At 74.3% G+C, this 23,418-nt stretch carries 22 protein-coding genes; 11 read left to right on the plus strand and 11 right to left on the minus strand.

The window, feature by feature from the left end:
* Window positions 1-48: 48 nt before the first annotated feature.
* Window positions 49-1,344 carry an MFS transporter gene (locus ADK52_RS17075; protein ID WP_053690672.1) on the plus strand — a complete coding sequence of 432 codons (1,296 nt, stop codon included), beginning with the start codon at window positions 49-51 and terminating at the stop codon, window positions 1,342-1,344.
* A gap of 11 nt (window positions 1,345-1,355) precedes the next feature.
* Here the strand turns inward: ADK52_RS17075 and ADK52_RS17080 are convergent, their stop codons facing one another.
* From ADK52_RS17080 to ADK52_RS17090, 3 genes are all read right to left on the minus strand, one after another.
* Window positions 1,356-4,274, minus strand: coding sequence for a helix-turn-helix transcriptional regulator (locus tag ADK52_RS17080; RefSeq protein ID WP_063783864.1), 2,919 nt, complete (start codon window positions 4,272-4,274; stop codon window positions 1,356-1,358).
* Between the two features lie 109 nt (window positions 4,275-4,383).
* Entirely contained in the window at window positions 4,384-4,611 is a 228-nt protein-coding gene (locus tag ADK52_RS17085; RefSeq protein ID WP_053690673.1) for a hypothetical protein, read from the minus strand.
* 88 nt (window positions 4,612-4,699) lie between these two features.
* Complete coding sequence (locus ADK52_RS17090; RefSeq protein WP_053690674.1) at window positions 4,700-8,032, minus strand: type 2 lanthipeptide synthetase LanM family protein; 3,333 nt, start codon at window positions 8,030-8,032, stop codon at window positions 4,700-4,702.
* A 321-nt stretch (window positions 8,033-8,353) separates the two neighbouring features.
* Between ADK52_RS17090 and ADK52_RS17095 the strand changes: the two genes are divergently transcribed.
* The 4 genes from ADK52_RS17095 (at window position 8,354) to ADK52_RS17110 (ending at window position 11,637) form a co-directional block, all read left to right on the plus strand.
* On the plus strand, window positions 8,354-8,986 hold the full coding sequence (locus ADK52_RS17095; protein WP_053690675.1) for a helix-turn-helix transcriptional regulator: 633 nt from the start codon (window positions 8,354-8,356) through the stop codon (window positions 8,984-8,986).
* A gap of 53 nt (window positions 8,987-9,039) precedes the next feature.
* Window positions 9,040-9,456: a helix-turn-helix transcriptional regulator gene (locus ADK52_RS44490; protein WP_267887265.1), complete on the plus strand. Its 417-nt coding sequence runs from the start codon at window positions 9,040-9,042 to the stop codon at window positions 9,454-9,456.
* Between the two features lie 139 nt (window positions 9,457-9,595).
* Entirely contained in the window at window positions 9,596-10,789 is a 1,194-nt protein-coding gene (locus tag ADK52_RS17105) for an AAA family ATPase (RefSeq protein WP_107090088.1), read from the plus strand.
* A complete protein-coding gene (locus ADK52_RS17110; protein WP_234343907.1) occupies window positions 10,786-11,637 on the plus strand; it encodes a DUF7192 family protein in 852 nt (283 codons plus the stop codon). The genes ADK52_RS17105 and ADK52_RS17110 overlap by 4 nt, the downstream gene beginning before the upstream one ends.
* Window positions 11,638-11,693: 56 nt before the next feature.
* Here ADK52_RS17110 and msrB read toward each other — a convergent pair whose 3' ends face one another.
* The 4 genes from msrB to ADK52_RS17130 all read right to left on the minus strand — a co-directional run bounded on the left by msrB (window position 11,694) and on the right by ADK52_RS17130 (window position 15,048).
* On the minus strand, window positions 11,694-12,101 hold the full coding sequence (gene msrB, locus ADK52_RS17115) for a peptide-methionine (R)-S-oxide reductase MsrB (protein ID WP_053690676.1): 408 nt from the start codon (window positions 12,099-12,101) through the stop codon (window positions 11,694-11,696).
* Between the two features lie 21 nt (window positions 12,102-12,122).
* Entirely contained in the window at window positions 12,123-13,520 is a 1,398-nt protein-coding gene (gene murC / locus ADK52_RS17120) for a UDP-N-acetylmuramate--L-alanine ligase (RefSeq protein WP_053690677.1), read from the minus strand.
* 117 nt (window positions 13,521-13,637) lie between these two features.
* Window positions 13,638-14,123, minus strand: coding sequence for an indole-3-glycerol phosphate synthase (locus ADK52_RS17125; RefSeq protein WP_078988388.1), 486 nt, complete (start codon window positions 14,121-14,123; stop codon window positions 13,638-13,640).
* A gap of 130 nt (window positions 14,124-14,253) precedes the next feature.
* On the minus strand, window positions 14,254-15,048 hold the full coding sequence (locus tag ADK52_RS17130; RefSeq protein ID WP_053690679.1) for a pyrimidine reductase family protein: 795 nt from the start codon (window positions 15,046-15,048) through the stop codon (window positions 14,254-14,256).
* Between the two features lie 84 nt (window positions 15,049-15,132).
* Between ADK52_RS17130 and zapE the strand changes: the two genes are divergently transcribed.
* The 5 genes from zapE to ADK52_RS17155 all read left to right on the plus strand — a co-directional run bounded on the left by zapE (window position 15,133) and on the right by ADK52_RS17155 (window position 20,131).
* Window positions 15,133-16,197, plus strand: a complete 1,065-nt coding sequence (zapE, locus tag ADK52_RS17135) for a cell division protein ZapE (RefSeq protein ID WP_182508829.1) — start codon at window positions 15,133-15,135, stop codon at window positions 16,195-16,197.
* Window positions 16,198-16,268: 71 nt separating this feature from the next.
* A complete protein-coding gene (locus tag ADK52_RS17140; protein WP_030863232.1) occupies window positions 16,269-16,694 on the plus strand; it encodes an OsmC family protein in 426 nt (141 codons plus the stop codon).
* 89 nt (window positions 16,695-16,783) lie between these two features.
* On the plus strand, window positions 16,784-18,124 hold the full coding sequence (locus tag ADK52_RS17145) for an alkaline phosphatase PhoX (RefSeq protein ID WP_053690681.1): 1,341 nt from the start codon (window positions 16,784-16,786) through the stop codon (window positions 18,122-18,124).
* Window positions 18,125-18,205: 81 nt separating this feature from the next.
* The gene (locus ADK52_RS17150) at window positions 18,206-19,114 is read left to right on the plus strand and encodes a PPK2 family polyphosphate kinase (protein WP_053690706.1); all 909 of its coding nucleotides are present in this window, start codon (window positions 18,206-18,208) and stop codon (window positions 19,112-19,114) included.
* Between the two features lie 84 nt (window positions 19,115-19,198).
* Complete coding sequence (locus ADK52_RS17155) at window positions 19,199-20,131, plus strand: polysaccharide deacetylase family protein (RefSeq protein ID WP_234343909.1); 933 nt, start codon at window positions 19,199-19,201, stop codon at window positions 20,129-20,131.
* Between the two features lie 16 nt (window positions 20,132-20,147).
* Here ADK52_RS17155 and ADK52_RS17160 read toward each other — a convergent pair whose 3' ends face one another.
* From ADK52_RS17160 to ADK52_RS17175, 4 genes are read right to left on the minus strand one after another with little or no spacing between them, the layout of a single operon-like run.
* A complete protein-coding gene (locus ADK52_RS17160) occupies window positions 20,148-20,348 on the minus strand; it encodes a hypothetical protein (protein WP_053690682.1) in 201 nt (66 codons plus the stop codon).
* Between the two features lie 14 nt (window positions 20,349-20,362).
* On the minus strand, window positions 20,363-21,022 hold the full coding sequence (locus tag ADK52_RS17165) for a hypothetical protein (RefSeq protein ID WP_053690683.1): 660 nt from the start codon (window positions 21,020-21,022) through the stop codon (window positions 20,363-20,365).
* A complete protein-coding gene (locus tag ADK52_RS17170; RefSeq protein WP_053690684.1) occupies window positions 21,019-21,834 on the minus strand; it encodes an ABC transporter ATP-binding protein in 816 nt (271 codons plus the stop codon). The genes ADK52_RS17165 and ADK52_RS17170 overlap by 4 nt, the downstream gene beginning before the upstream one ends.
* Window positions 21,831-22,505: an AIM24 family protein gene (locus ADK52_RS17175; protein ID WP_053690685.1), complete on the minus strand. Its 675-nt coding sequence runs from the start codon at window positions 22,503-22,505 to the stop codon at window positions 21,831-21,833. The genes ADK52_RS17170 and ADK52_RS17175 overlap by 4 nt, the downstream gene beginning before the upstream one ends.
* A gap of 71 nt (window positions 22,506-22,576) precedes the next feature.
* Between ADK52_RS17175 and ADK52_RS17180 the strand changes: the two genes are divergently transcribed.
* Entirely contained in the window at window positions 22,577-23,344 is a 768-nt protein-coding gene (locus ADK52_RS17180; protein WP_053690686.1) for an aminoacyl-tRNA hydrolase, read from the plus strand.
* Window positions 23,345-23,418: the final 74 nt, after the last annotated feature.

The raw sequence follows: 23,418 nt of genomic DNA on the forward strand, positions 1-23,418 counted from the left end.
CGCCCGACGGCGGCCCGGCCCGGCCCCGGCCCAACGAAGGGTTCGTCCATGGCCTCCACCCTGGTGGACGCGCGGCAGCGGCTGAGCGCCCCCGCCCGGCTGCCGTCGTTCCGGCTGCTCTGGCTCGGGCAGTCCCTGTCCCTGCTCGGCGACGGGTTCAGCTACATCGCCTTCTCCTGGATCACGCTCGGCCTCACCCAGTCCACCCTGGCCCTCGGCTACGTCCTCGCCTTCCAGGCGGTGCCGCGGGCCCTGCTGACCCTGGTCGGCGGCTCCCTCAGTGACACGTGGTCCTCGCGGACCCTGATGAAGCTCTCCAGCTGGGCCCGGGCCGCCCTGATGGCGGCCGTGGGCCTGGCCGGTCTGGCCGGATCCCTGACGCTGTGGATGCTGTGCTGCGCCGCCGCGGCCTTCGGCGCGGTCGACGCGTTCTTCCAGCCGGCCCGGGCGTCGATCCTGCCGTCGGTGGTGGACAAGGAGCAGCTCGCCCCGGCCAACGCCCTGCTGGCCGTCGGCACCAAGGTGGCGGCCGTGCTCGGCCCGGCCGTCGGCGGCATGGTGGTGGCCTTCTCCAACGCCCCCATCGCCTTCCTCGTCGACGGGGTGTGCTTCGCGCTCTGCGGCCTGTGCGTCGCGGGGATCCGCCCGCTGCCCCGCCCCGCCGCCGAGGGGGAAGGCCCGGCGGCGGACGGACGAGCGGCGGCCGGAGCGGCCGGGAGCGCGGGTCCGCCGAAGGCGGAGGTCTCGCTGGGCACCCGGATCCGCGCCGGGCTGCGGTACGCCTTCGAGGACCCGCGGATCCGTACGATCCTGGCCGTCGACGCGGCGGTGACCTTCTGCCAGGCGGGGCCGTTCACGGTCGGCTTCGCCACCCTGGCCAAGGTCGACCTGCACGGCGGCTCGGCCACCCTGGGCCTGCTCAACGGCGCGCTGGCGGGCGGGGCGATGCTCGGCACCCTGGTCGGCGGGGCCGTGAGCAGCCGCCCCCGGATCGGCCTGCTGATCGCCGCGCTGGCGGGCTGGCTCGCGATCGGCACGGGCCTGCTCGGCCTCGCCGGCAACACCGCGGGGGCTCTCGCGACGGTGCTGGCGATGGGATTCGGGATGGGCTTCCAGGGGGTCTTCGGCCTCAGCTGGATCCAGCGCACGATCGACGGCTCGGTGCTGAGCCGGGTGATCTCGGTGGACATGGTGATCGGCTACGCGGTCGCCCCGCTCTCGCTGATCGTCTGCGGAGCCCTGGCCCAGTCGGGCACGGCCCCGATGTTCGCCGTCTCGGCGGCGGTCCTGGCGGTGACGGCGATCGGCATCCTGAGCTCGCGCACGGTCCGCGCGATGCGGTGACCGGACATGCCCTACGGCACCGATGCCTCCAGGGACGCCGAGAGTTCGCAGAGCGCGGCCCGGTTGGTGCGGCCCGTCTTGGTGCCGAGGGCCGCGATGTGCTTCTCGACCGTACGCGGCGAGATGTAGAGGCGGTCGGCGATGTCCTTGTTGCCCAGCCGTTCCGCGAGGAGCCGGAAGACCTCGTACTCGCGGACCGTGACGCCCTGCGTGCGCAGGACGTCCGGGATCGTGCTCGACCCCGTACGGCGCTGCCGGCCCGGGGCGCCCATCCGGCGCAGGGCCGCGCGGCAGGCGTTGGCGACGGTGGCCACACCGCCCTGGTGGAAGTGCTCCTCGGCCTGGCGCAGCCAGGCCACGGGCTCGCCCCAGCCGTCCTCGTACGCCGCGTCGGCGATCAGCCGCAGGCCCAGGTGGAGGGCGGTGGCGTACGGGGCGGCGACGCGCAGGGCCTCGGCCACGGCGGCCACGGCCTCCTCGGGGCGGCGTTCACGGCCCAGCAGGACGGCGCCGGCGAACAGGACGAACTGCCGGTTCCAGCGCATCCGGCCGGGTGCGGTGGCGGCGATCTCCTCGTACGCGGCGCGGTCGGCCTCCCCCGACAGCACGTCCAGGAGCAGTCCGATGCCGTACCGGCCGCTGAGGTAGTACGTACTGGGGTTGGCGTCCTCCAGGTCGGCGACGGCCCGCAGCTCGGCGACGGCGCCCGGCCGGTCCTCCTCCATGAGCGCGCAGAAGGCCCGGGCGAGGCCGAGGGTCAGCGGTTCCTCCTGGGAGCCGGCCCCGTCCCACTCGGCGAAGGTCGTGAGGGCGCCCTCCATCGCGGGCCGGTCGCCCCGGTGGGCGGCCAGCGCGGCCCGTGCCATCAGGACGTACCGGGTGGCCGGGGCCAGCCGCAGGCGCTGTACGACGGCCAGGCACTCGTCGGCGGACTGCTGCGCGGCGGTGAACTCGCCCCGCAGGACGGCGTCCAGGATCAGGATGCCGTCGATGGTGTGGACGATGTTGGCCGAGCCGAGCCGCTGGGCTTCGCTCCGGGCGGCCAGCAGGGGGGCGGTGGCGCCCTCGGTGAGCCAGTAGTTGCCGCCGATCCGGGTCAGCGCGTACATGCGCTGGAGCGGGAGCCGGTGCTTCTCGGCGGTCTGCAGGGCCGATTCCAGCAGGGCGGTGGCCTCGTCGAAGTCCCGTTCGCGGGCGAGGGTGGCGAGGAGTTCCAGGGCCTGGCAGGCGACGGTGGCCAGGCCGTGCCGCTGGGCGGCCTGGAGGGCCGAGTTGCCGAGTTTCTCGGCCAGTTGGGTGCGGTCCTGGCCCGGGGTGTCGAGCGCGAGGTAGGCGGCGGTCACGTCGATCGAGGCGGTGCACCGCTCGTCGGGATGGGCGCCCAGGAGGGATCTGGCCTGGGTTATCTGTCTGTTGCCGTCCTCCCAGCGGCCCGCGGTGTGCGCCACCTTGGCGAGGCGGGTGTGCAGCGCGGCGAGCCGGGTGGCGCTCAGGCCGCTGCCGCCGAGGGTGTGCAGGTTCTCCGCGAAGCCGAAGGCGCGGGCGAAGTCCCCCGCTTCGGCGAGCGCGGGGAGCAGGGCCTCCAGGGCGTCGGTGCGACCGGCCGGGTCCTGGCTGGCGGCGAGCAGCCGTTCGGCGCGGCTGAGCAGGGTGATCGCGGAGCTGATCCCCCCGGCCGCGAGGGCACGCCGCCCGGCGTCGGTGAACAGGCGCCCGGCCTCCGCGTCGTCGCCGGCCTGGGAGCGCAGCTCCGCGACCAGGGGGCACCAGTCGCCTTCGAGGTCGGGGTAGAGCGCCTGTACCGCGTCGGCGGCGCGGCCCGACATCTGCGCCCGGTTGCCCGGGGTGAGCTGGGTGTGCAGGGCTTCGGCGGTGAGCGAGTGGCGGAACGCGTACCAGTCGGGGGCGGGTTCGTCGGGGACCACGAGCTGGGCCGCGACGCCGGCGTGCAGGTGGCTGAGCAGCCCGCGGTCGTCGATGCCCGTCATCCGCTGGAGCACGGTCAGCGGGAAGCGGCGGCCGATCACGGCGGCCGCGGAGAGCAGGGTCAGCCCCTGCGGGCCGAGCCGGTCGATGCGGCGCAGGATGCCCCGGGCGAGGGCGGTGGAGACGTCGCTGCGCAGGTCGCCGACGACCCGCCAGCCGTCCTCGAAGCGGACGAGGGCGCCGCTGCCGATCATGCCCTGGAGCAGTTCCTCGACGAGGAAGGGGCTGCCGGCGCTGTCGTCCCAGAGCCGGTCCAGGGCCGCCTGCGGGACGAGTTCGGGTTCGGTGTCCAGCTGGGCGGCGATGACGGCGCCGACCTCGGGCCGGGTGAGCGGGGCGAGTTCCAGTACGGTCCCCACGCCGCGCCGGCGGGCCGAGTCGGCCATGTCGAGCGCGTCGCAGGGCTCCGTACGGATGGTGGCCAGGAGCACCACGTTGGTGTACTCCAGGTTGTCCACGAGGTATTCGACGACCGCGAGCGTCTCGGGGTCGGCGTCGTGCAGGTCCTCCAGGAGCAGGAGCTGGCCGTGTTCCTTGCCGGTGGCGATGAGGAGCCGCAGGACGGCCTCGCCGAGGATGACCATGGAGCTGTTGTTCTGGGCCTCGCTGCTCCAGTCCGGGATGATCCTGCCGAGCGCGGGCCGGTAGGGGCCCAGCGGCAGGTCGTCCAGGGGTTCGCCGCTGCGGAAGAGCGACATCAGCGCTTCGGTGAGTGGCCGGAAAGGGACGGTGGGGCCGGTGGTGCTGCTCCGGCCGCGCAGGGCCCGCATGCCCATGCCGAAGGCCATGCCCACGGCTTCGGCGGCGAGCCTGGATTTCCCGATCCCGGCCTCGCCGACCAGGAAGACGACCCCGCCGCGGCCTTCGCCCGCGTCGCTCAGTGCCTGCTTGATCTCGCGCAGTTGCGGGTCACGACCGACGATGTACCGCGAACGGGAACGCATGTCCGCAATCTAGTTCATGGGATCGGCCGATTGTGCGACGAAAGTTGGCCGTTTCGAACAGGGGCGGGGTGAAGATCCGGGAGAGATCCGGAGAAGATCGGACACGCGACTACCAGGTGACGTTCGGGGCCGAGACGCTCGTGTCGATCGTGCTCAGGGTGATGACTATGCCGCTGGTGAGCACCACACCGGCCAGAGCACGGGCCCGGGCGCACGCCTTGTTCCGTCCCGACAGGGTGATCCCGCCGGCCGGGTCCTCGGTCCGCGCCTCGGCGGCGGCCGTGGCGGCGGCCTCGTCGGCGGCGACGGACTGGGCGTTGACCTGGGTCTTCTGCATGGTCGTGAGTACCTTTCTCGATGCCTGATGGGGAGTGGTGCTCAGTGCTGACGTGCCGAAGTGCTGGAGTTCCGAAGTACGGGGTGCGCTATGCGGGTTCGAGGAGCAGGACGGACGGGACGCGCTCCGGGAAGCCCAGCCTGAGCAGGGCGTATCCGATGCCGGAGAGCCCCGTGAGGAAACCGGGGGACGGAACGTGGTCGGGGGTTCCGCAGCGCCGGCCGTGGTCCTCCAGGCGGCCGAGAATCTCCCCGGCCCGGTGGCCGAGGGCGGCCCGGGCCCCGTCGTGGCCCTGCCCGGCGAGCACGCCCAGCAGTTCCAGGGATCCGAGGGCGCCGCGGTGCAGGCTGAGGTCGGGCGATGCGCTGGGTGCGCCCAACAGGGCCGCGCACCGGTCGAGTTCCGCCGCGGGGACCGGCCGCCCGGCGGCCCCGAGCGCGTCGGAGCCGAGTGCGCCGGTACCGAGTGCGCCGGAGCCGAGTGCGCCGGTACCGAGTGCGCCGGAGCCGAGTGCGCCGGTACCGAGTACGTCGGCGGCGGCCAGCGCGGTGCCCGCGAGGCCCGTGTGCCAGCCGAGGTCCTCGGGGCGGAGCAGGGCTTCGTCCAGTGCCGGGCGCAGCAGGGCGGCGCCGGTCCGGGCGTACGCGGCCCCCGGCTCCCCCGCCTCCTCCAGGGCGGCGGCGTAGCGCAGCAGGGCCCAGCCGATGCCGGCGTCGCCGTGGGCGAAGCCGGGGGCCGCGGGGCGCTGTCCGGCGAGCCCCTTCTCGGCCCGGACCAGCAGCCGGTCGGCCAGCCGCCGGGCCACGCCCCGCGCCACCGACCCGTACGTGCGCTGCGCGGCGACCGCGGCGGCCAGGGCTCCGGCGAGGCCGTCGGCCAGATCGGCCGGCCCTTCGGTGCCTTCGCCGGTGTCGGCCAGGGCGGCGCGCTCCAGGGCGGCGAGCGCGTCGGGCAGGCAGTCGCCCAAGCCCTGGCCCTTGCCCTGGCCCTCACCCTCGCCGAGCAGCGGGGCCAACCGGGCCGCCGTGTAGACGATGCCGCCGATCCCGTGCAGGGCGCCGGGTCCCACCGCGGCCCCCAGCCCGGGGTCGGCGGCGAGCGTGGCGAGCAGCGCGGGCAGGGGCCGTACGGCCCGCCGGGCCAGCGCGGTGTACCGCTCGGCCCCGGTCAGGGCGCCGAGCTGGGCCAGGAAGAGCGCCACTCCGCAGTAGCCCTGGGCGAGCCCGCCGCCCATCGGCAGGACGGCCCAGTGATCACCGGACACCTGCTCCAGGCCGAGCCAGTTGACGCGCTCTTCGCCGTGCACCGCCCGCGCCGCGATCTCGTCGGCGATCCCGCAGGCCGCGGCCAGCAGCCGGGAGGGCTCGGGTACGACGACCGGCGCGGCGGGCCCGGACAGGGTCGAACGGGGGCCGCCGACCATGAGGTTGGCGCCGGTGACGGCGAGCGTCGCCGAGATGATCCACTCCTGGTCGTGGCGGTCCACCTCCCCCATGGCGGCGATCTTGGCGCGGGCGGCCCGCAGGCTCGGGGCCGGCAGCACCCCGTCGAGGCGGGTGCCCCGGGAGGTCCGCAGCGCGGTGTCCGAAGGGTGGTGGAAGAAGAGCGGTACGTCCCCGGACCACAGGTCGGCGATCTCGTCCTCGATCAGCCGCTGCCGTGCCGGGTCGTGCTCGGATTCCGTCCAGAGCACGGCGAGTACCGTGTCCCGGGTCAGCGCGTCGCGCAGCAGGTCGGGGTGGGTGGACTCGTCCAGCAGGGTCGTGTAGAGGCGGGTCGAGCGGGCGATCAGTCGCCCCGGGCTGGTCGCCCAGCGGGCCAGCAGCCCGCCGTCGCCCTCGCCCGCTCCCGCGCCCTCGGCCGTTTCGGTGCCGAGCAGTTCGGCCCGGTGCTCGGTGATCGCGTCGTACCCGGCCCGGAACCCCTCCAGTAACGCCGCGCGGTGGTCGGCGTGACCGGCCGTCCTGCCCTGCGGGCCCGGCCGGTTCTGCCCGGCCTCGGTGGCCACCGGAGCGCGCAGCAGCCGCATTTCGTCCGTTCCGGCCGCCTCCCAGCGCAGTCCGTCGCTGGGGTACGAGCCGCCCTCCCCGCCGCCGAGGGCCGAGATGTCCATGGCGCCGTTCTCGCCGATCAGCAGGCTCGGCAGCAGGCAGGTGCGGTACACCGAGGCGGCCAGGGCGTCCGCGGCCGGGTCGGAGCCGCAGGTCACGGCCGCCGGCAGGCCGGCGTGGAGCAGGGTCTCGGCGTCCACCAGCACCGGCTGGTCGCCGCAGGCGATGACGTTCTCGTAGTGCATGTCCACGCCGTCGACGGCGTAGAGCAGGGCCAGCAGCGCGCCCTGGCGCCGGTAGAACCGGTCCAGTTCGGTGGGCGAGGCGCACCAGCCGTGCTCGATGAACTCCAGCCAGCCGTAGCCCTCGCCGCGCACCGAGCGCGGGGTCCGCAGGCCCAGGCCGGCCACCTTGGCGTTGGCCCAGCCGACCGCCTGGTCCAGCAGGACGTGCTGGTCGAGCGGCCGGGGCTTGTAGACGACGGTCGCGCCGCCGGCGAAGCGCAGCAGGGCCACGGACCGGTTGCCCTGGTGGACGTCCCCGCGGCCGAGGTCCACCCGTACGAGGGCGCCCGGGTCCGTTCCGTGCAGCAGGCCCGCGACGATCTCCGCGCGGTCGGCGGCGAAGCGCTCGAACAGCTCCGCCGTGGCCGAGGCCGCGTGGCCGCAGGCCTGGCCGAGCATCCGCCCCAGCACCGGGTACCGGGTGAACAGCTCGGCGAGGCCCCGGCGGGTGCCGAGCCGGGCGAGGAAGTCCGCGAACCGCTCCCGCGGGGTCTCCCCCGCCAACAGGCCCTCGGTACGGGCCCGGTGGAGCTCACGGACCAGGGTGCGGGCGGACTGGCGGATCAGCCGGTCGCCGAGCCGCTCCTCGAAGGCCTGCCGCACGGCGGCGAGTTCGCCGTCGTCGAGGTCCAGGCGTGCGCCCGCCTCGGCCCAGGCGGAAGCGATCAGCGGGCGCAGCGCGGGCAGGAACACCGCGGCGCCGTCCGCGTCGGCCGCCGCGCCGAGCCCGGCGGGACGCCCGGCAGGACGCCCGGCGGGGAGTTCGACCGGGGCCCCGGCCACCATCCGCTCGATGGAGCGGGCCCACTGCGGCTCGGCCGTACGGGCGGCCAGCCGGCCGGGGGCCTCCGCCGCGAGGGCGTAGGCCACGCCCTCGGTGGTTCCCAGGCTCGCCAGCCGGGCCGCGAAGCCGTCCGTGTCCCCCAGGGACCAGGATGCCGGTCGGCCGTGGGGGGCGTCGGCCGGTGCGGGTACCGGGGCACCCGGGGCGGCGAGCCGCTCCCGCAGGTTCAGGGCCCGGGCCCACCAGGAGGGGGCCAGGCCGCCGACCTGGGATTCTTCGGCGGTGGTGGCGGTGTCAGTCACAGGAGAAAACTCGCAGAGTGCGGGGGCGCGCGCATGGGGGCCGATCCCCCATATTCCGTGGGACCGCCCCCATGGGGGCGGCGGGCCCGCCGTACGGGGTGGTGCGGCGGCCGGCGGGGAGGCCCGCGGCGTACGGGTTCCGGCAGGTCGCGGGCGGCTCGGAAGCCTGCCCGCGCGGGATCCGGGCCGGTGCGGGCGCTCCCGCGCAAATGTGGGGGCCGGGGCCCGATGCCGCACCGGGTCCCCGACCCGCAGCCTGTGTGCAGTGCCCCTTCCGCCCTGTCCGGCACCCCGGCCGGCGGATGATCATCGGAGGACCTGGTGGGAGTACCCGTCCCTGTAGACGTCGTCGCATTCGACCCCGTGCTGGAAGCCGGAACCAAGAGCACCCTGTTCGCCTGCCCCGAGGTGTCCCTGACCGTGCCGGGCGAGGCCGCGCGGGTCGTGGTCATGACCGTGGACCAGGTCGGCCGGCCCGAGCTCGACGTCCTGCGCACCGTCCGCGACACCCCGGCCCGCCCCGATGTGGTGCTGGTGGCGGGCGAGTTGGCGCCCGACGGCGCCCTGCACGCCATCGCGGCCGGCGCCCGAGGACTGCTGCGCCGCCGCGAGGCGGACGTCACCCGCCTCTCGCGCGCCGTACTGGCCGCCTCCCGCGGTGACTGCACGCTGCCGCCGGACCTCCTGGACCGGCTGCTGGAGCGCTCCGGCGCCGGCGGCCGGGCGGGCGGCTCCGACGGGGGCGCGGACCCGTGGGCGGCGGCGGGCCTGAGCGACCGGGAGCGCAGCGTGCTGCGGCTGGTCGCCGACGGCCACGAGACGAACGAGATAGCCAAGCAGTTGTGTTACTCGCCGCGGACCGTGACGAGCGTCGTCCACGACATCACCCAGCGGTTCCGGCTGCGCAACCGCGCGCACGCGGTCGCCTACGCGATGCGGGTGGGCCTGCTGTGAGCGCCGTCGCCGAACTGACACGCGAGACGTATGAGACGCGTGAGATGCATGAGGTGCGCGAGAGGCGTGAGATCGCGCCCGTACGGATCCCCGCGACCCCGGACCGGCTGAGCCTGCTGCGCCAGGCCGGGGACGGCCGGATGCCCTACCCGGCCCTGGTCCGGCTGCTCGGCGCGGCCACCTCCGCCGGAGCGGCCACCGCCGCGGCCGCCGACTCCGGCGCCGCCTCCGCGAGCGCTCCCGCGGCGGCCCGGTCCGCGGCGGCCCCGCCGGACGCCCCCCGGCTCACGGCCCGCCAGACCGCGGTGCTCACGCTGATGGCGGAGGGCCACGGAAACGCGGTGATCGCCCGCACCCTGTCCTGCTCGGAGCACACCATCAAGAACGTGATCTACGAGCTCATGTCCCGCCTCCAGGCCCGCAACCGGGCCCACGCCGTCGCCCGTGCCGTCCGCCACAGCCTCATCTAGCGGTGTCCGGCACGGAACCGCGACCGGACCGCCGCGCGTCACCCCGGGCGGCTCCTCCCGGAGCCTGCGGCACGGTCCCGCGGGGCCACGCGTGCCGCACGCCGCCGCGGTTGTGGAGGAGACAGGGTTGCGGGCCACCATGAGAACCGAAGTGGAGAAGATAGCGAACCAGGTCGCCCACGACGTCTTCGTCCGGTGGGAGGAGGCCTCGGTGTCCCGGGCGGTCCGCGCCGCCCTCGAACGCGAACGGGCCGACCTCGTCAGGGAAGTGACGGAGAAGACCGGCTTACTCGCCGCCGAGGCGGCGAAGAAGGCCGCTGGCGAGTCCCAGGAGCGGGCCGTCGCCCGCGCCGCCCTGCGCGCGGTCGAGGCCGTGCTCGCCACCCGCCGCGACAAGGACGAGAGCGCGGTCCGCGCCCTCGCCGCGCAGGCCTCGCGCGACGCGGTGCTGGACGCGCGGCCGGAGTTCGTCCGTACCGTGCACGAGGAAGTGGCGAAGGCCCTCGCCGATTTCACCCCGCCCGTCGTCCACGTGACGCTCCCGGCCCGGCCCGTCGTCGAACTCGACGCGGACACCCACCGGGTCCTGCCCGAACTGCTGCTCGCGCTGCACGCGCGGTGCCACGTACTCCTCGTCGGGCCCGCCGGCACCGGCAAGTCGATGATGGCCACGCACGCGGCGCAGGCCCTCGGCCTCGAACTCCAGGCCCTCTCGCTGGGGCCGACCACCCCCATGAGCAAGGTGTTCGGCTACTTCGACGCACACGGCAACTACCACGGCACCCCGTTCCGCCGGGCGTTCGAGCACGGCGGCGTGATGCTCCTCGACGAACTCGACAACGGCCATCCGGGCCTGCTCGGCGAGCTGAACCAGGCCCTCGCCCTGCGCACCTGCGCCTTCGCCGACGGCATGGTGACCGCCCACGAGGACTTCCTGCTGATCGCGACGGCCAATACGTACGGACACGGCGGCGACCACCAGTACGTCGGACGGCAGGCGCTGGACGCCGCCACGCTCGACCGGTTCACGGTGATCGACGTGCCCATCGACACCCGGCTGGAGTACCGGCTGGTGCTGGCGAACGCCCCCTCCCGGCCGGACGACGCGCGCAGGCTCCTCCAGGAGGTCCGCACCCTGCGGGCCGTCGCGGCGCAGAAGCGGCTGCCGCTGGCGTTGTCGCCGCGCGCCGGGATCGACGGGGCCAAGCTGCTGGAGGCCGGTGCGAGCCTGGACCAGGCGCTGCGGTGGCGGGTGACGCGCGGTCTGTCCGCGGCCCACCGCACGGCGCTGGGCCTGGACGGCCCGGAGGCGGGGCGGGAGCCCGCGCCGTGACGGAGCACGTGCTCGCGCCGATGCTGTCCTGGCAGGAGTTCCTCGACGCGGCCCGGGCCCCGGAGAGCATCCCGGACGGCTCGGGGCGGCACGGCCGGACCGAGTGGGCCGGGGCGACCTGGGAGGAGGCGCTCCGGCTGGCGGTCGACGGATGGCACGTCCCGCTCCAGGAGCAGGAGATCACCGTCGGCGCCCTGCGGGAGCGGGCCGGTCTCGGGACGCCCGTCGTCTCGCTGGAGCCGGTGTGGGACGTGACCGGCAGCGAGGTGGACATCGGCGCCTACCTCGCCGGGGAACCGGAATGCATGGTGGACTCCGTGCCCCGGCGCGTCTCGCGGCAGGGGAAGGTGGTGACCTTCCTGATCCCGTCCGTGTACGACCACACCACGCCCCACGAACGGATCCGCAACCGGGGGCTGGCGCTGGCGGCCCTGTGCGCGGCGATCGTCGAGGCCGGGCACGGGGTGGAGATCTGGTCGGGCTTCACGACCCGGGTGCGGCGGGACTCCGGGCCGTGCTCCGCGGTGGCCCGGGTGATCTCGTCCGGCGAACCCCTCGACGTCGGCCGGCTGATCTTCGCCGTCGCCCACCCGGCCATGCTGCGCCGGCTGTGGTTCGCGGTGTGGGACGGCGGGGACGCCGGGACCGCCGCCCTGTTGAAGGCCGCCCAGTACGGCGTCCCGCAGCCGTGCCGCCCGTCGGACCTGCCCGACGGGATCACCGAGCCGTACGTCTTCCCGTACCTGGAGCCCGACGATCCGCAGTGGCGCGACCTGGACACCGCCCTGGCCTGGTGCCGCGGGATGTTCGCGGACCTCGGCCTGATCCAGCCCCGCGGCGCGGGGTGAACCGGGCCCCGGGCGGGGCGGGGGCTGAGCCCGGCCGGTGCCCGTCCCCGTCGGCGTCAGCCCTCGTCGGGGGTCAGCCGCAGCGAGATGGAGTTGATGCAGTAGCGCTGGTCGGTGGGCGTGGGATAGCCCTCGCCCTCGAACACGTGCCCGAGGTGGGAGCCGCACTTCGCGCACAGGACCTCGGTGCGGACCATCCCGTGCGAGACGTCCGCCTTCAGCTCGACGGCGTCGGAGTCCTTCGGGTCGTAGAAGGACGGCCAGCCGCAGTGCGACTCGAACTTCTCGGTGGAGCGGAAGAGCTCGGAGCCGCAGGCGCGACAGGAGTAGACGCCCGCCGTCTTGGTGTCGGTGTACTCACCGCGGAACGCCGGCTCGGTGCCGGCCAGGCGCAGCACCTGGTACTCGGACGGCGTCAGCTCCGCCTGCCACTGCTCGTCCGTCTTCTCGACCTCGTACGACATGACTCTCCCGCTCCCTCGTTCTCAGTCCGTCAGGCGGGCGAGGATCGCCGGACCCAGGTCCGTGACGTCGCCCGCGCCCATGGTGAGAACGAGATCACCGGGCTTCGCCATTCCCGCGATGACGTCGGCGACCTCGGCCTTGTCGTGCTCGGCGGTGACGTCGGCGCCGGCGCTGCGGGCGGCCGCGATGATGATCTCGCTGGTGATGCCGGGGATCGGGTCCTCGCGGGCCGGGTAGATGTCGAGGACCACGGCGGAGTCGGCGAGGGCGAGGGCCTGGCCCATCTCCTTGCCCAGCTCCTGGGTGCGGGAGAAGAGGTGCGGCTGGAAGACGACCAGGATGCGGGAGTCCCCGGCGGCGCCGCGGATGGCCTCCAGGTCGGCGGTCATCTCGGTCGGGTGGTGCGCGTAGGAGTCGATGACCTGCACGCCCGAGGCCTCGCCCTTGAGCTGGAGGCGGCGCTTGACGCCCGTGTACTTGCCGAGGGCGGAGGCCAGGTTGTGCACCGGGATGCCGAGGGCGACGCCGGCGGCGAGCGCGGCGACGGCGTTGTGCGCGTAGTGGCGGCCGGGCACGGAGACGGTGAAGGTGAGCATCCGGCCGTCGATGAGCACGGTGACCTCGCTGGTCAGACCGCGCGGGGTGATCTTCGTGATCCGGACGTCGGCGCCCTCCTCCTCGCCGTACGTGACGACGTTGAGGCCCTCCGCGCCGCGGACCCGGGCGGCGATCTCGGCGGCGCCCTCCTGGCCGTGGGCGACGACCAGGGTGCCACCGGGCACGATCTTGCCGACGAAGGTCTCGAAGGACTCGTAGATCTCGTCCATCGACGCGTAGTTCGCGTGGTGGTCGAGCTCCGCGTTGAGGATGATCGCGACCTGCGGGGTGTACTTGTGGAAGCTGCGGTCGCTCTCGTCCGCCTCGGCCACGAAGATGTCGCCCTCGCCGTGGTGGGCGTTGGAGCCGGGGGCGTCCAGGTCCCCGCCGATGGCGTACGAGGGGTCCAGACCCAGGGCCGACAGGGACACCGCCAGCATCGAGGTGGTGGTGGTCTTGCCGTGCGTACCGGCGACCGCGATCGGCCGCAGGCCGTCCATCAGGCCGGCCAGGGCGTCGGAGCGGTGCACGACGGGGACGCCGAGCTCGGCGGCGCGCGCCAGCTCCGGGTTGTCGGCGCGGATGGCACTGGAGACGACGACGCAGGTGGCGTCGGGGGCGAGGTGCTCGGCCGCGTGCCCGATGTGGACCGTGGCGCCGTGGGCGCGCAGCGCCTGGGCGGTCTCGGAGTCCTTGGCGTCGCTGCCGGCGACCTGCGCGCCGCGCTGGGCGAGGATCTTCGCGATGCCGGACATGCCGGCGCCGCCGATGCCGATGAAGTGCGGGCGTTCCATGGCGTTCGGCAGGCCGGGCGGCGTCATACGGGATCTCCCCAGGGTGCGGGTCGGTACGGAGCGGTACGGGTCGGTCGCGTCGGGGGTCCGGGCGGTGCGGACCGTCGTCCCGCCGTCGCCCCGGCGCGTGTGTCGGACGCCAGCCTATTCGTTGTGGGCGAAGAGCTTGAGCACCGGAACCCCGACCTTGTGGCGCGCGCGGGAGGCCCAGTCGCGGTGGAAGAACTCCTCGACGAAGTGCGGGGCGGTCAGGACGATCACCTCGTCGGCGTTCGACTCCTCCACGACGGCCTTGAGTTTGTCGAGCGGGTGGTCCTCGATGATCTGCCCGCTGGCCTTGGCGCCCTTCTTGCGCAGGGCCTCCAGGGAGTGGGCGAGGGCCTGGTCGGCCGGGCCGCGGGCGGCCTGGCCCTCGGGTACGTCCGCCTCGTGGAGCGCCTCGGGGAGCTCGCCGAGTGCCACGTCGTCGATGGCGCGCAGCAGCCGGTCCTGGTCGCCCCGGGGCTGCATGAGGACGAGGAAGGAGACCGGGTCGTCCCCGTGCAGGCTGGTGACGAAGTCCACGTCGACGCTGGTCAGCGGCTGCTCGATCATCAAAACGCTCGTGAACACGGACGCCCTCTCCTTCATGGGCCGGGGCCGGTCGGCCGGCCCCTGCGGAAACCATCCTGCCCCGCTCTCACACGGGGCCCTGCGTGGACATATCTGCCCAGGTATGTGCCCACCGGAAGCTAAGCGGAACAACAAATTCCGCCCCTTGTCAGATCCGACGGTAGCTCGTGTAGAGGAACCCGGCCTCCTCCAGTACGGAGGCGGGCGCCAGCCGGTGCGGCACCGCCACCGGGGGCCCTCCGGAGATGCGCTGGGCCCCTCCCGCGGCCAGCATCGGCGAGATCGTCAGACACAGCTCGTCCAGCGCGTCGGCCGCCACGAACTGCCCCAGCAGCCTCGGCCCGCCCTCGGTGAGCTGGCGGCGCAGTCCCCGGTCCGCGAGCTCCGTCACGATCCGGGCCGGATCCACGGCCGCTCCGTCGCCCGCCAGGATGACCTCGGCCCCGGCCGCGGCGGCCGCCGCCACCCGTTCGGCGGGTGCGGCCGCGCCGGTCACCACGAGCGTCGGCACCAGGGGGGAGGTGAACAGCGGCAGGGAGAAGTCCAGGTCCACACTGGCCGTGATCACCGCGATGGCGGGCGCGGGGCCCTGCCCGGCGGCCGCGCGCCGGGCCGCGAAGGCCTCCCGGGCCCGGGCCGGGCGGTACCCCTCCTGGCGAACCGTTTCGGCGCCGACGACCACCACATCGGCCAGGGCCCGCAGGGTGCCGAAGATCCGCATGTCGGTCTCGCTGGAGATCGGCTGCGAGCGCCCGTCGTGCTGGGCCGCGCCGTCCAGGGTGGAGACCATGTTGGCCCGAAGCCAGTGGCCCTCCGGGCCGAGCGCCGGGTACGCGTACGCCTCCGCCAGCTCGTCCAGCGACCACGCGCGGTCACTGAGGTCCGCGGGGGCTGATGACGGGTCGGCCGATGTCTGATCGGTCACAGGGAACAGGCGTCGCATCGGTGCAGTGTGCCACGCCCCGTAGAGTTAAGAGCTGTGTCAACATCACTCTCCACCTCCGGATCCACCTACGGGCGACCCCCGATAGCCGGCCCGGCCGACGCCGGCCCGCAGGCCCTGTGCGCCCGCGAGCCGCGGGTGCCCGCCGAACGGCTGGTGGCCGAGATGGTGCCGCCGCCGCGATTCGACTCGGTGCGCTTCGACACGTACAACCCGGACCCCGGTCAGCCGAGCCAGTCCGAGGCCGTCACCGTGCTCAGCGGCTTCGCCGCCGGGCTGGGCGGATCCCACGCGAGCGGCGGGGGCAAGCGCCGCTGGTTCGCGAAGAAGGCCCCGGTGTCCACCGCCCCGCGCGGGGTCTACCTCGACGGCGGCTACGGCGTCGGCAAGACGCACCTGCTGGCCTCCCTCTGGCACGCCACCCCGGCCGAGCCCGCGCTCAAGGCCTTCGGCACCTTCGTGGAGCTGACCAACCTGGTCGGCGCGCTGGGCTTCCAGCAGACGGTCCAGACCCTGGGCGGCCACCGCCTCCTGTGCATCGACGAGTTCGAACTGGACGACCCGGGCGACACGGTGCTCGTCTCCTCGCTGCTGAGCCGGCTGGTCGAGCAGGGCGTGGCGCTGGCCGCCACCTCCAACACCCTGCCCGGCAAGCTCGGCGAGGGCCGGTTCGCCGCCGCGGACTTCCTGCGGGAGATCCAGGGGCTCTCGGCGCACTTCCGCCCGCTGCGCATCGACGGCCAGGACTACCGCCACCGCGGCCTGCCGGAGGCGCCGGCGCCGTTCTCGGAGGAGCAGGTCACGAAGGCCGCGTACGCGACCGAGGGCGCGAGCCTGGACGACTTCCCGGGGCTGCTGGAGCACCTGGCCAAGGTCCACCCCAGCCGGTACGGCGCCCTCACGGACGGCATAGCGGCGGTCTGCCTGACCGGCGTCGGCCCGGTCCCGGACCAGTCGACGGCGCTGCGGCTCGTGGTCCTGGCGGACCGGCTGTACGACCGGGAGATACCGGTCCTGGCGTCCGGGGTCCCCTTCGACAAGCTCTTCAGTGAAGAGATGCTGAACGGCGGCTACCGCAAGAAGTACTTCCGGGCCATCTCAAGGCTCACCGCACTGGCACGCGACGCGAAACCCCTGGTGTCCCAGTAGGTTTGGGGACGCCGGCCGACCCGTCAACGGGGCGGTCCGGCAGTTCCCCACTTCCTCCGAAGGGATCCACGATGGCCACCACGCGTACCGCGCACACCAACTGGGAAGGCAACCTGCTCAAGGGTGCCGGCGTCGTCACCCTCGACTCCTCGGGTCAGGGTTCGTTCGACGTCTCCTGGCCCTCGCGCGCCGAGGCCGCGAACGGCAAGACCAGCCCGGAAGAGCTGATCGCCGCCGCGCACTCCAGCTGCTACTCGATGGCCCTCTCGCACGGCCTGGACGGCGCCGGCACCCCGCCCACCCGGGTGGAGACCAAGGCCGACGTGACCTTCCAGCCGGGCGAGGGCATCACCGGCATCCACCTGACGGTCCGCGCGGAGGTCCCCGGCCTGGACGCGGAGGGCTTCGCCGCCGCCGCCGAGGACGCGAAGAAGAACTGCCCGGTCAGCCAGGCCCTGACGGGTACGACGATCACCCTGAGCGCGGAGCTGATCTAAGGGTTCGTCCGCCCCGGCGCGTCCGGGGCAGGGGGGCGCAGGCCCGTGGTACCACGGGCCCGTCACCCCCCTCGCCCCGGGAGCCGCCGATGTCCGTCACCCGCCGCACCCTGCTCGCCGGCATCGCGTTCAGCGGAGCGCTCGGCTCCCTCTTCGCCGGCAGCTCCCCCGCCGTCCCGCTGCCCCGCCGGGGGTACGGCCCCCTGGTCCCCGACCCCCACGGGCTGCTCGACCTCCCCGCCGGCTTCCGCTACCGCGTGCTCTCCCGCGCCGGCGACCCCCTGCGCTCCGGCGAGGGCCCCGTACCGGCCAACTGCGACGGCATGGCCGCCTTCGACGCGGGCTCCGGCCGTGTCCGCCTCGTCCGCAACCACGAGAACCGCACCACCGCCGCCCTCCGCGTCCCCGCCGTCGACGGCCTCACGTACGACCCCCAGGCGCTCGGCGGCTGCACCCTCCTCGACCTCGACCCCGGCGGCGGCGTCACCGCCGAGCGCGTCGCCCTCGCCGGCACCGCCGTCAACTGCGCGGGCGGCCGCACCCCCTGGAACACCTGGCTCAGCTGCGAGGAGACCGAGGACCGCGCCGGGACCTCCGGGTACACCGAGGACCACGGCTACGTCTTCGAGGTCGACCCCGCCGACCCGCACCGCTGCGGCGCCGTCCCGCTCACCGCCATGGGCCGCTTCGCGCACGAGGCCGTCGCCGTCGACCCGTACCGCGGGACCGTCTACGAGACCGAGGACGCGTTCGTCGAGCCCTTCGGGCTCTTCTACCGGTTCCTGCCCGCCCGCCCCCTCGCCGGCCCCGGCTCCCTGCGCGCCGGGGGCACCCTCCACGCCATGCGCGTCCCGGGCCTCGCCGACCTCTCCCTCGTGGACGAGCCCGGCGCCGAGTTCCCGGTCGAGTGGGTTCCCGTACCGGACCCCTCGGCGGCCGGGACCCCCATCCGGTTCCAGGACTTCGGGCCGGGCGGGATCACCCACGCGCAGAAGCTGGAGGGCTGCTACTGGGGCGACGGCGGCGTCCACTTCGTCTCCAGCTACGCCCGCCGCGTCGAAGGCGCGCCCGCCGACCACCACGGCCAGGTCTGGTTCCACGACCCGCGGCGCTCCACGATCCGCCTGGACGTGCTCTTCGGCCCGGCCACCGACATCCAGCTGCCCGGGGACTCCCCCGACAACATCTGCCCGGCCCCGGACGGCGGCCTGATGGTGTGCGAGGACGGCGGCGGGGCCCAGTACGTCTTCGGCGTCACGCCCGGCGGCGAGGTCTACCCGATGGCCCGCAACGCCGACGACATCGGCCGGCCCGGGGCCCCGGAGTGGGGCGAGTTCGCCGGGGTCACCTTCTCCCCCGACGGGCGGACGATGTACGTCAACGCCTATACCCCGGGGACCACCTTCGCCGTGACGGGCCCCTGGCACTGACCCGGCCGCCGTGCCCTCGCGACCCCGTCCGATGTGATGGAGGATCGGAGGGAATCGACCGGATCGGGGTAGGTGGCGGCGGTGGCCAAGGAGAGCAGGAAGAACAGGAACGACAGGAACGACAAGAAGAACAAGAACGGCAAGAAGAAGGACGTCCCCCTGCGCCCGCTGCTGCGCGCCCCGGCCGGTGAGCGCCTCGACCTCGGCACCTTCGACCCCGCCGCGACCCCCGGCGGCCCCGCCGGCAAGGCGGCGGGCCTCGCCGCCACCGCCGCGCTGGCCGAGCCGCTCGCCTCCCTCCAGGAACGGCTGTTCGCGGCGAGCACCGCGGGCGGGCGCCGCCGCGTCCTGCTCGTCCTCCAGGGCATGGACACCAGTGGCAAGGGCGGCACGGTGAAGCACGTGATCGGCCTGTTCAACCCCTCCGGCTGCCGGATCAGGTCGTTCAAGGCGCCCACGCGGGAGGAGCAGGAACACCCCTTCCTGTGGCGCATCAGGAAGGCCCTCCCCGTGCCGGGTGAGATCGGCATCTTCGACCGCTCGCACTACGAGGACGTCCTCATCGCACGGGTGCGCGAGCTGGTGTCGCGCAGTCACATGAACCGCCGCTACGCGCAGATCAACCGCTTCGAGCAGTCCCTCGCGGACGACGGCGTCACCCTGGTGAAGGTCTTCCTCCACATCAGCTACGAGGAGCAGCGCGAGCGGCTGCTGGAGCGGCTCGACAACCCCGACAAGCACTGGAAGTTCAGCCCGGTCGACATCGACGAGCGCGGCCTGTGGCCCGAGTACCAGCACGCGTACGAGCTGGCCCTGCAGCGCTGCTCGATCGACGCCGCGCCCTGGTACGTCGTCCCCGCGGACCGGAAGTGGTACCGCAACTGGGCGATCAGCACGCTGCTGCTGGAGCATCTGGAGGAACTGGATCCGCGCTATCCCGCGGCAGGTTTCGACGTGGAGGAGAGCCGCGCCCGGCTGCTGCGGACCTGATGCCCGTCACACGGGCGGGCGATTCGTATGCCTGCCTCCGCGCCGCTGCGGTCTGCTTGGCAGATGGTCATATATTTTGCGTCCGTGACCCTTTCTGTGCGCAATGTGGCGGTCGCGGCCGCCCTCAGTGCCGCCCTCTGCACCGCTCTCGCCGGATGCGGAGGCGGCGGCGGCACCTCCGCGTCCGGCTCCGGTTCCGGCCACCAGGCCGCCCGTATGGGCACCCCCGGCGCCTCCGCCCCGCCGTCCTCCGGCGCCTCGGCCGCCGCGCCGCAGGCGGCCGGCTCCTCCCCGGCCGCCGCCCCGCCGCCCGCCAAGGCCCCGACCCTGGCGCCCGGCCCGAACGGCCTGACGCCGGTCTTCGAGCGGGCGAAGCAGCAGACCGACAAGACCGTCGCGCTGACCTTCGACGCCGACATGACCTCCGACCAGGGGCCGCGCGCCGCGGGAGGAGAGCACTTCGACAACCCCCAGCTCATCGCGACGCTGCGCACGCTCAAGGTGCCCTCGACGATCTTCATGACCGGCCGCTGGGCCGAGGAGTACCCGGACCAGGCCAAGGCCATCGGCACCGACCCGAACTTCGAGATCGCGAACCACTCGTACAGCCACCACGCCTTCACGTCGCCCTGCTACGGGCTCCCCGCACTCGACGCGGCCGCCGCCCGGGCCGATGTGGACCGGGCCTTCGCCGCCTTCCGTACGGCCGGCGCCGTCAACACGGTCCCGTACTTCCGCTTCCCCGGCGGCTGCTACGACGACGAGGCACTGCGGGCCATCTCCACGGCCAAGGTCACGGCCGTCCAGTGGGACGTGGTCAGCGGGGACGCCTTCGCGAAGGACCCGGACGCGGTCGCCGAGCAGGTCCTCAGCGGGGTGAAGCCCGGCTCGGTGGTGGTCATGCACTGCACGCGCAGCGCGGCCCCCGTCACCGAGGAGGCCATCCGGAAGATCGTCCCGGGGCTGCGGGGGCGCGGCTACCGCTTCGTGAAGGTCTCCGAGCTCATCGGGAAGTAGGCGGGGGCGCGCGGCCTCAGCCGGAGCAGGCCGAGCGCTGCGCGTCCTGCCACTCGCACACCGGACACAGCACCCGGCCCGGGGTCGCGACCCCGTACTCGGTGGGCTTGCCGCACTCCACGCAGTCCGCGTACGGCGGCCCGGCCACCGGCCCCACGGGAGCCGCCGGGGCGGCGCAGTACGACTCGGTTCCGGCCGGCGCGTCCACTTCGTCCATGCCCGCGAGCGTACTCAGCCCCGCCGCGCGCTGACGAGGCAGGCCACGGCGCCGGCCCCGCAGGCCAGCACCAGCGCCCCCGCGAAGGCCGCCACCGGAAGGGCCACGGCCTGCGCCCGGGAACCCTCCACCAGCGCGGTCACCGCGCTGCGCGCCGGGGAGCCGGCCGCGCCCCAGGCCAGCAGGGAGCCCAGGCCGCCCGCCAGCACCGCGACCCCCGTCGAACGCAGCAGCGGCCGGCTGCACAGCGCCCCCACGGCCGCGCCGGTCAGCGCACACGCGAGGGCCGCCAGCACCCCGGCCGCGGCGGCGGTCTCCGGTGCCACGTGTTCGGCCCGGCCGGAGTCGGCGATCAGCAGTACGGCCGCCGTGCCCGCGGCCCCGGCGAGCAGCGCCCCGGCCAGCGCGGTGAGCAGGGCCGCCGCGTGCACCCGTACGGGACCGGCCGCAGCGGCCGCGCAGTCGCGGGCGGCGTCGGGCTCGTTGGTCACGCAGACCCGGACCAGCCAGGCCGTGATCGGGACCAGCCCGGCGGCCGCGAAGCCCAGTGAGTCCAGCAGCGGGTCGCCCGGCCGCACCCCGGCGGCCAGGAAGGCCGCGTACAGGAGGAGCGGGGCGATCCAGCGCTGGGAGCGCAGCAGCAGCGCGCTCTGGTAACGCAGCAGGCCGGTCACGGCAGTTCCTCCACGGCGCGGATGTGCCAGGGCGCGGGCGCGGTGAGCAGTTCGCGCAGCACCGCGTCGGAGCGGGCGGCGGGCACCGTCAGCAGCAGGCCCCCGCCGGGCGCGGGCGCGGCGGCCAGCCCCGGGGGCGGCTCGGCGCCCGGTGGCCCGGCGGCCTCGATCCGTACGTACGCCCCCGCGTCGGCGGGCTCCCGTACGGGGACCAGCGCGGTCCCCTCGACCCGGTGGTGCGCGTCGGCCGCACCGGCGAGCCGCGCCGGGTCGTGGTCGACGAAGACCACGGTGCCCCCGGCGGCGGTCCGCTCGGCGACGGCCCGGTCCAGCTCGGCGCGGGCGGCGGTGTCGAGCCCGGTCCAGGCCTCGTCGAGGACGAGCAGCCCGGGCTCGGCGAGCAGCGCCTGGGCGACGGCCACCTTCTGGCTGCTGCCCTTGGAGAGTTCGGCCAGCGGGGTGCGCGCGTACGCGGCCGCGCCGAACCGCTCCAGCCAGTGGCCCGCCCGGTCCGCGGCCTGCGCGCGCCGCAGTCCGTGGACCCGGCCCATGTGGGTCAGGTAGGCCGTCGCGGTGAGCGGCAGCGCCGCCGGGAAGCGCTCGGGCACGTAGGACGTCCGGCGCGGGCGCCCGGTGATCCGCCCCTCGGACGGGGTGTCGATCCCCGCGACGATCCGCAGCAGGGTGGACTTGCCGCCGCCGTTGCGGCCTTCGACGCGGACGAGCGCACCGGGCGGCAGGTCCAAGTCGACCCCGCGCAGCACCCAGGGCCGCCGCACTCCGTAGCGGCGGCCCACGCGGTCGAGTTTCAGTGGGCCGCCGCCGTCTCGGTGACCTCGCTGGGGCGGACGATGACGAAGCCCTCGCCGCGCAGCATCAGCTGCACGGCCTCGCCGGAGCCGCCGCGGATCATCGAGCCGACCGACTGGGACCGGTGCAGGCCCGTCTCCAGCTGGGCGCTCCAGCCGACGACCGCGTCGGTGTCCACGTACACCGGGTTCTGTGCGGTGACCGGGATGATGATCGGGTGGCCGTCGCAGACCAGGGCCAGCTTGCCGGTGCCGGTGAAGAGGCTGTTGAAGAGGCCGCCACCGGTCATGCCGGCGCCCTTCAGCATCTTTATCTCGTAGGAGAGCGTCGGGTCGAAGCAGAGCACGTTGCGGCCGTTGACGGTCAGCGAGTCGCCCGGCTCGAAGTCGACGATGAAGCAGTTGCCGGCCTGGTGCGCGAACCAGGCCTCGCCCTGCCCGCGTACGGACATCAGGGCGAGCCCCTCGCCGGTGACGGCGCGCTTGAGCATGCCGCCTATGCCCTGGCCCTTGCGCTCGAACTGGAGGTTCCCCCGGAAGGCGACCATCGAGCCCTGACGGGCGAGCATTTCACCGTTGACGGTGTACTTCACGGACTTGGCGTTCTGCAGGGTCATGCCCGGAGCGGTGGCCGGCTGGGCCAGGTTCTCGGACGCGAAAAGGTCGCTCTTCATGACCTCGATCCTCGCCCGGCCCGGGCCCCCTCGGCATCATCCTGAAGGCGGAGCCTGGCATCCTTGGCGGGATGAGCAGCCAGCACGAGAACCACACTTCAGAGGTACCTGCGGTCGGGGCGGACAGCCCGTTCCGGCAGGAGCGCATCGCGCGCGACGAGGCGCCGCAGTTCGTGCTGCCGCTGGTCGTGCGGATCGAGAAGACCGAACCGCCCGCCCGGACGGACGCGCTGGAGACGGCTGCCCGGGCCGTGCTGGTCCTGCTGACCGACGAACGGGCGCGGGGCGAGGGCGAGTGGGCCGAGGCGGTCCGGGACTGGCAGGACGCGCGGATCCGGAAGGTGGTGCGGCGGGCGCGCGGGGCGGAGTGGCGCAAGGCCGGGACCCTGCCCGGTGTCACCGTGCACGGTGACATGGCGGAGGTACGGGTCTTCCCGCCGGTGCCGTTGGACGGCTGGCCCAAGGAGCTCGCGAAGCTCCAGGTCTCGGGGACCGACCTGGACGACCCGGAGCCGGTCGCCGCGGCCGCGCCCGGCATTCCGGTGCTGTGGCTCAACCCGGACCTGGAGATGTCCGCCGGCAAGGCGATGGCCCAGGCCGGCCACGCCGCGCAACTGGCCTGGTGGGAGCTGACCGGCCCGGAGCGCACCGCCTGGCGGGATTCCGGTTTCCGGCTGGCCGTACGGACGGCCGCGCGCGAGCGGTGGGCCGAGCTGAGCGGGAGCGGACTGCCGGTGGTCCGGGACGCCGGATTCACGGAGATCGCGCCCGGTTCGGCGACGGTGGTCTCCGACCACCCGGCGCTCCGGGCCCGGCTCGCCGGGGGCGTTTGCCCCTGACCCGCCCGGCCGGAGGCGCCGACCGGGAACCTCAAATGTTGCTCTGAACGTCCCTCTCCGCGATTGGCCCGACT

This window comes from Streptomyces sp. WM6372 (assembly GCF_001279655.1).
Lineage (GTDB): Bacteria > Actinomycetota > Actinomycetes > Streptomycetales > Streptomycetaceae > Streptomyces.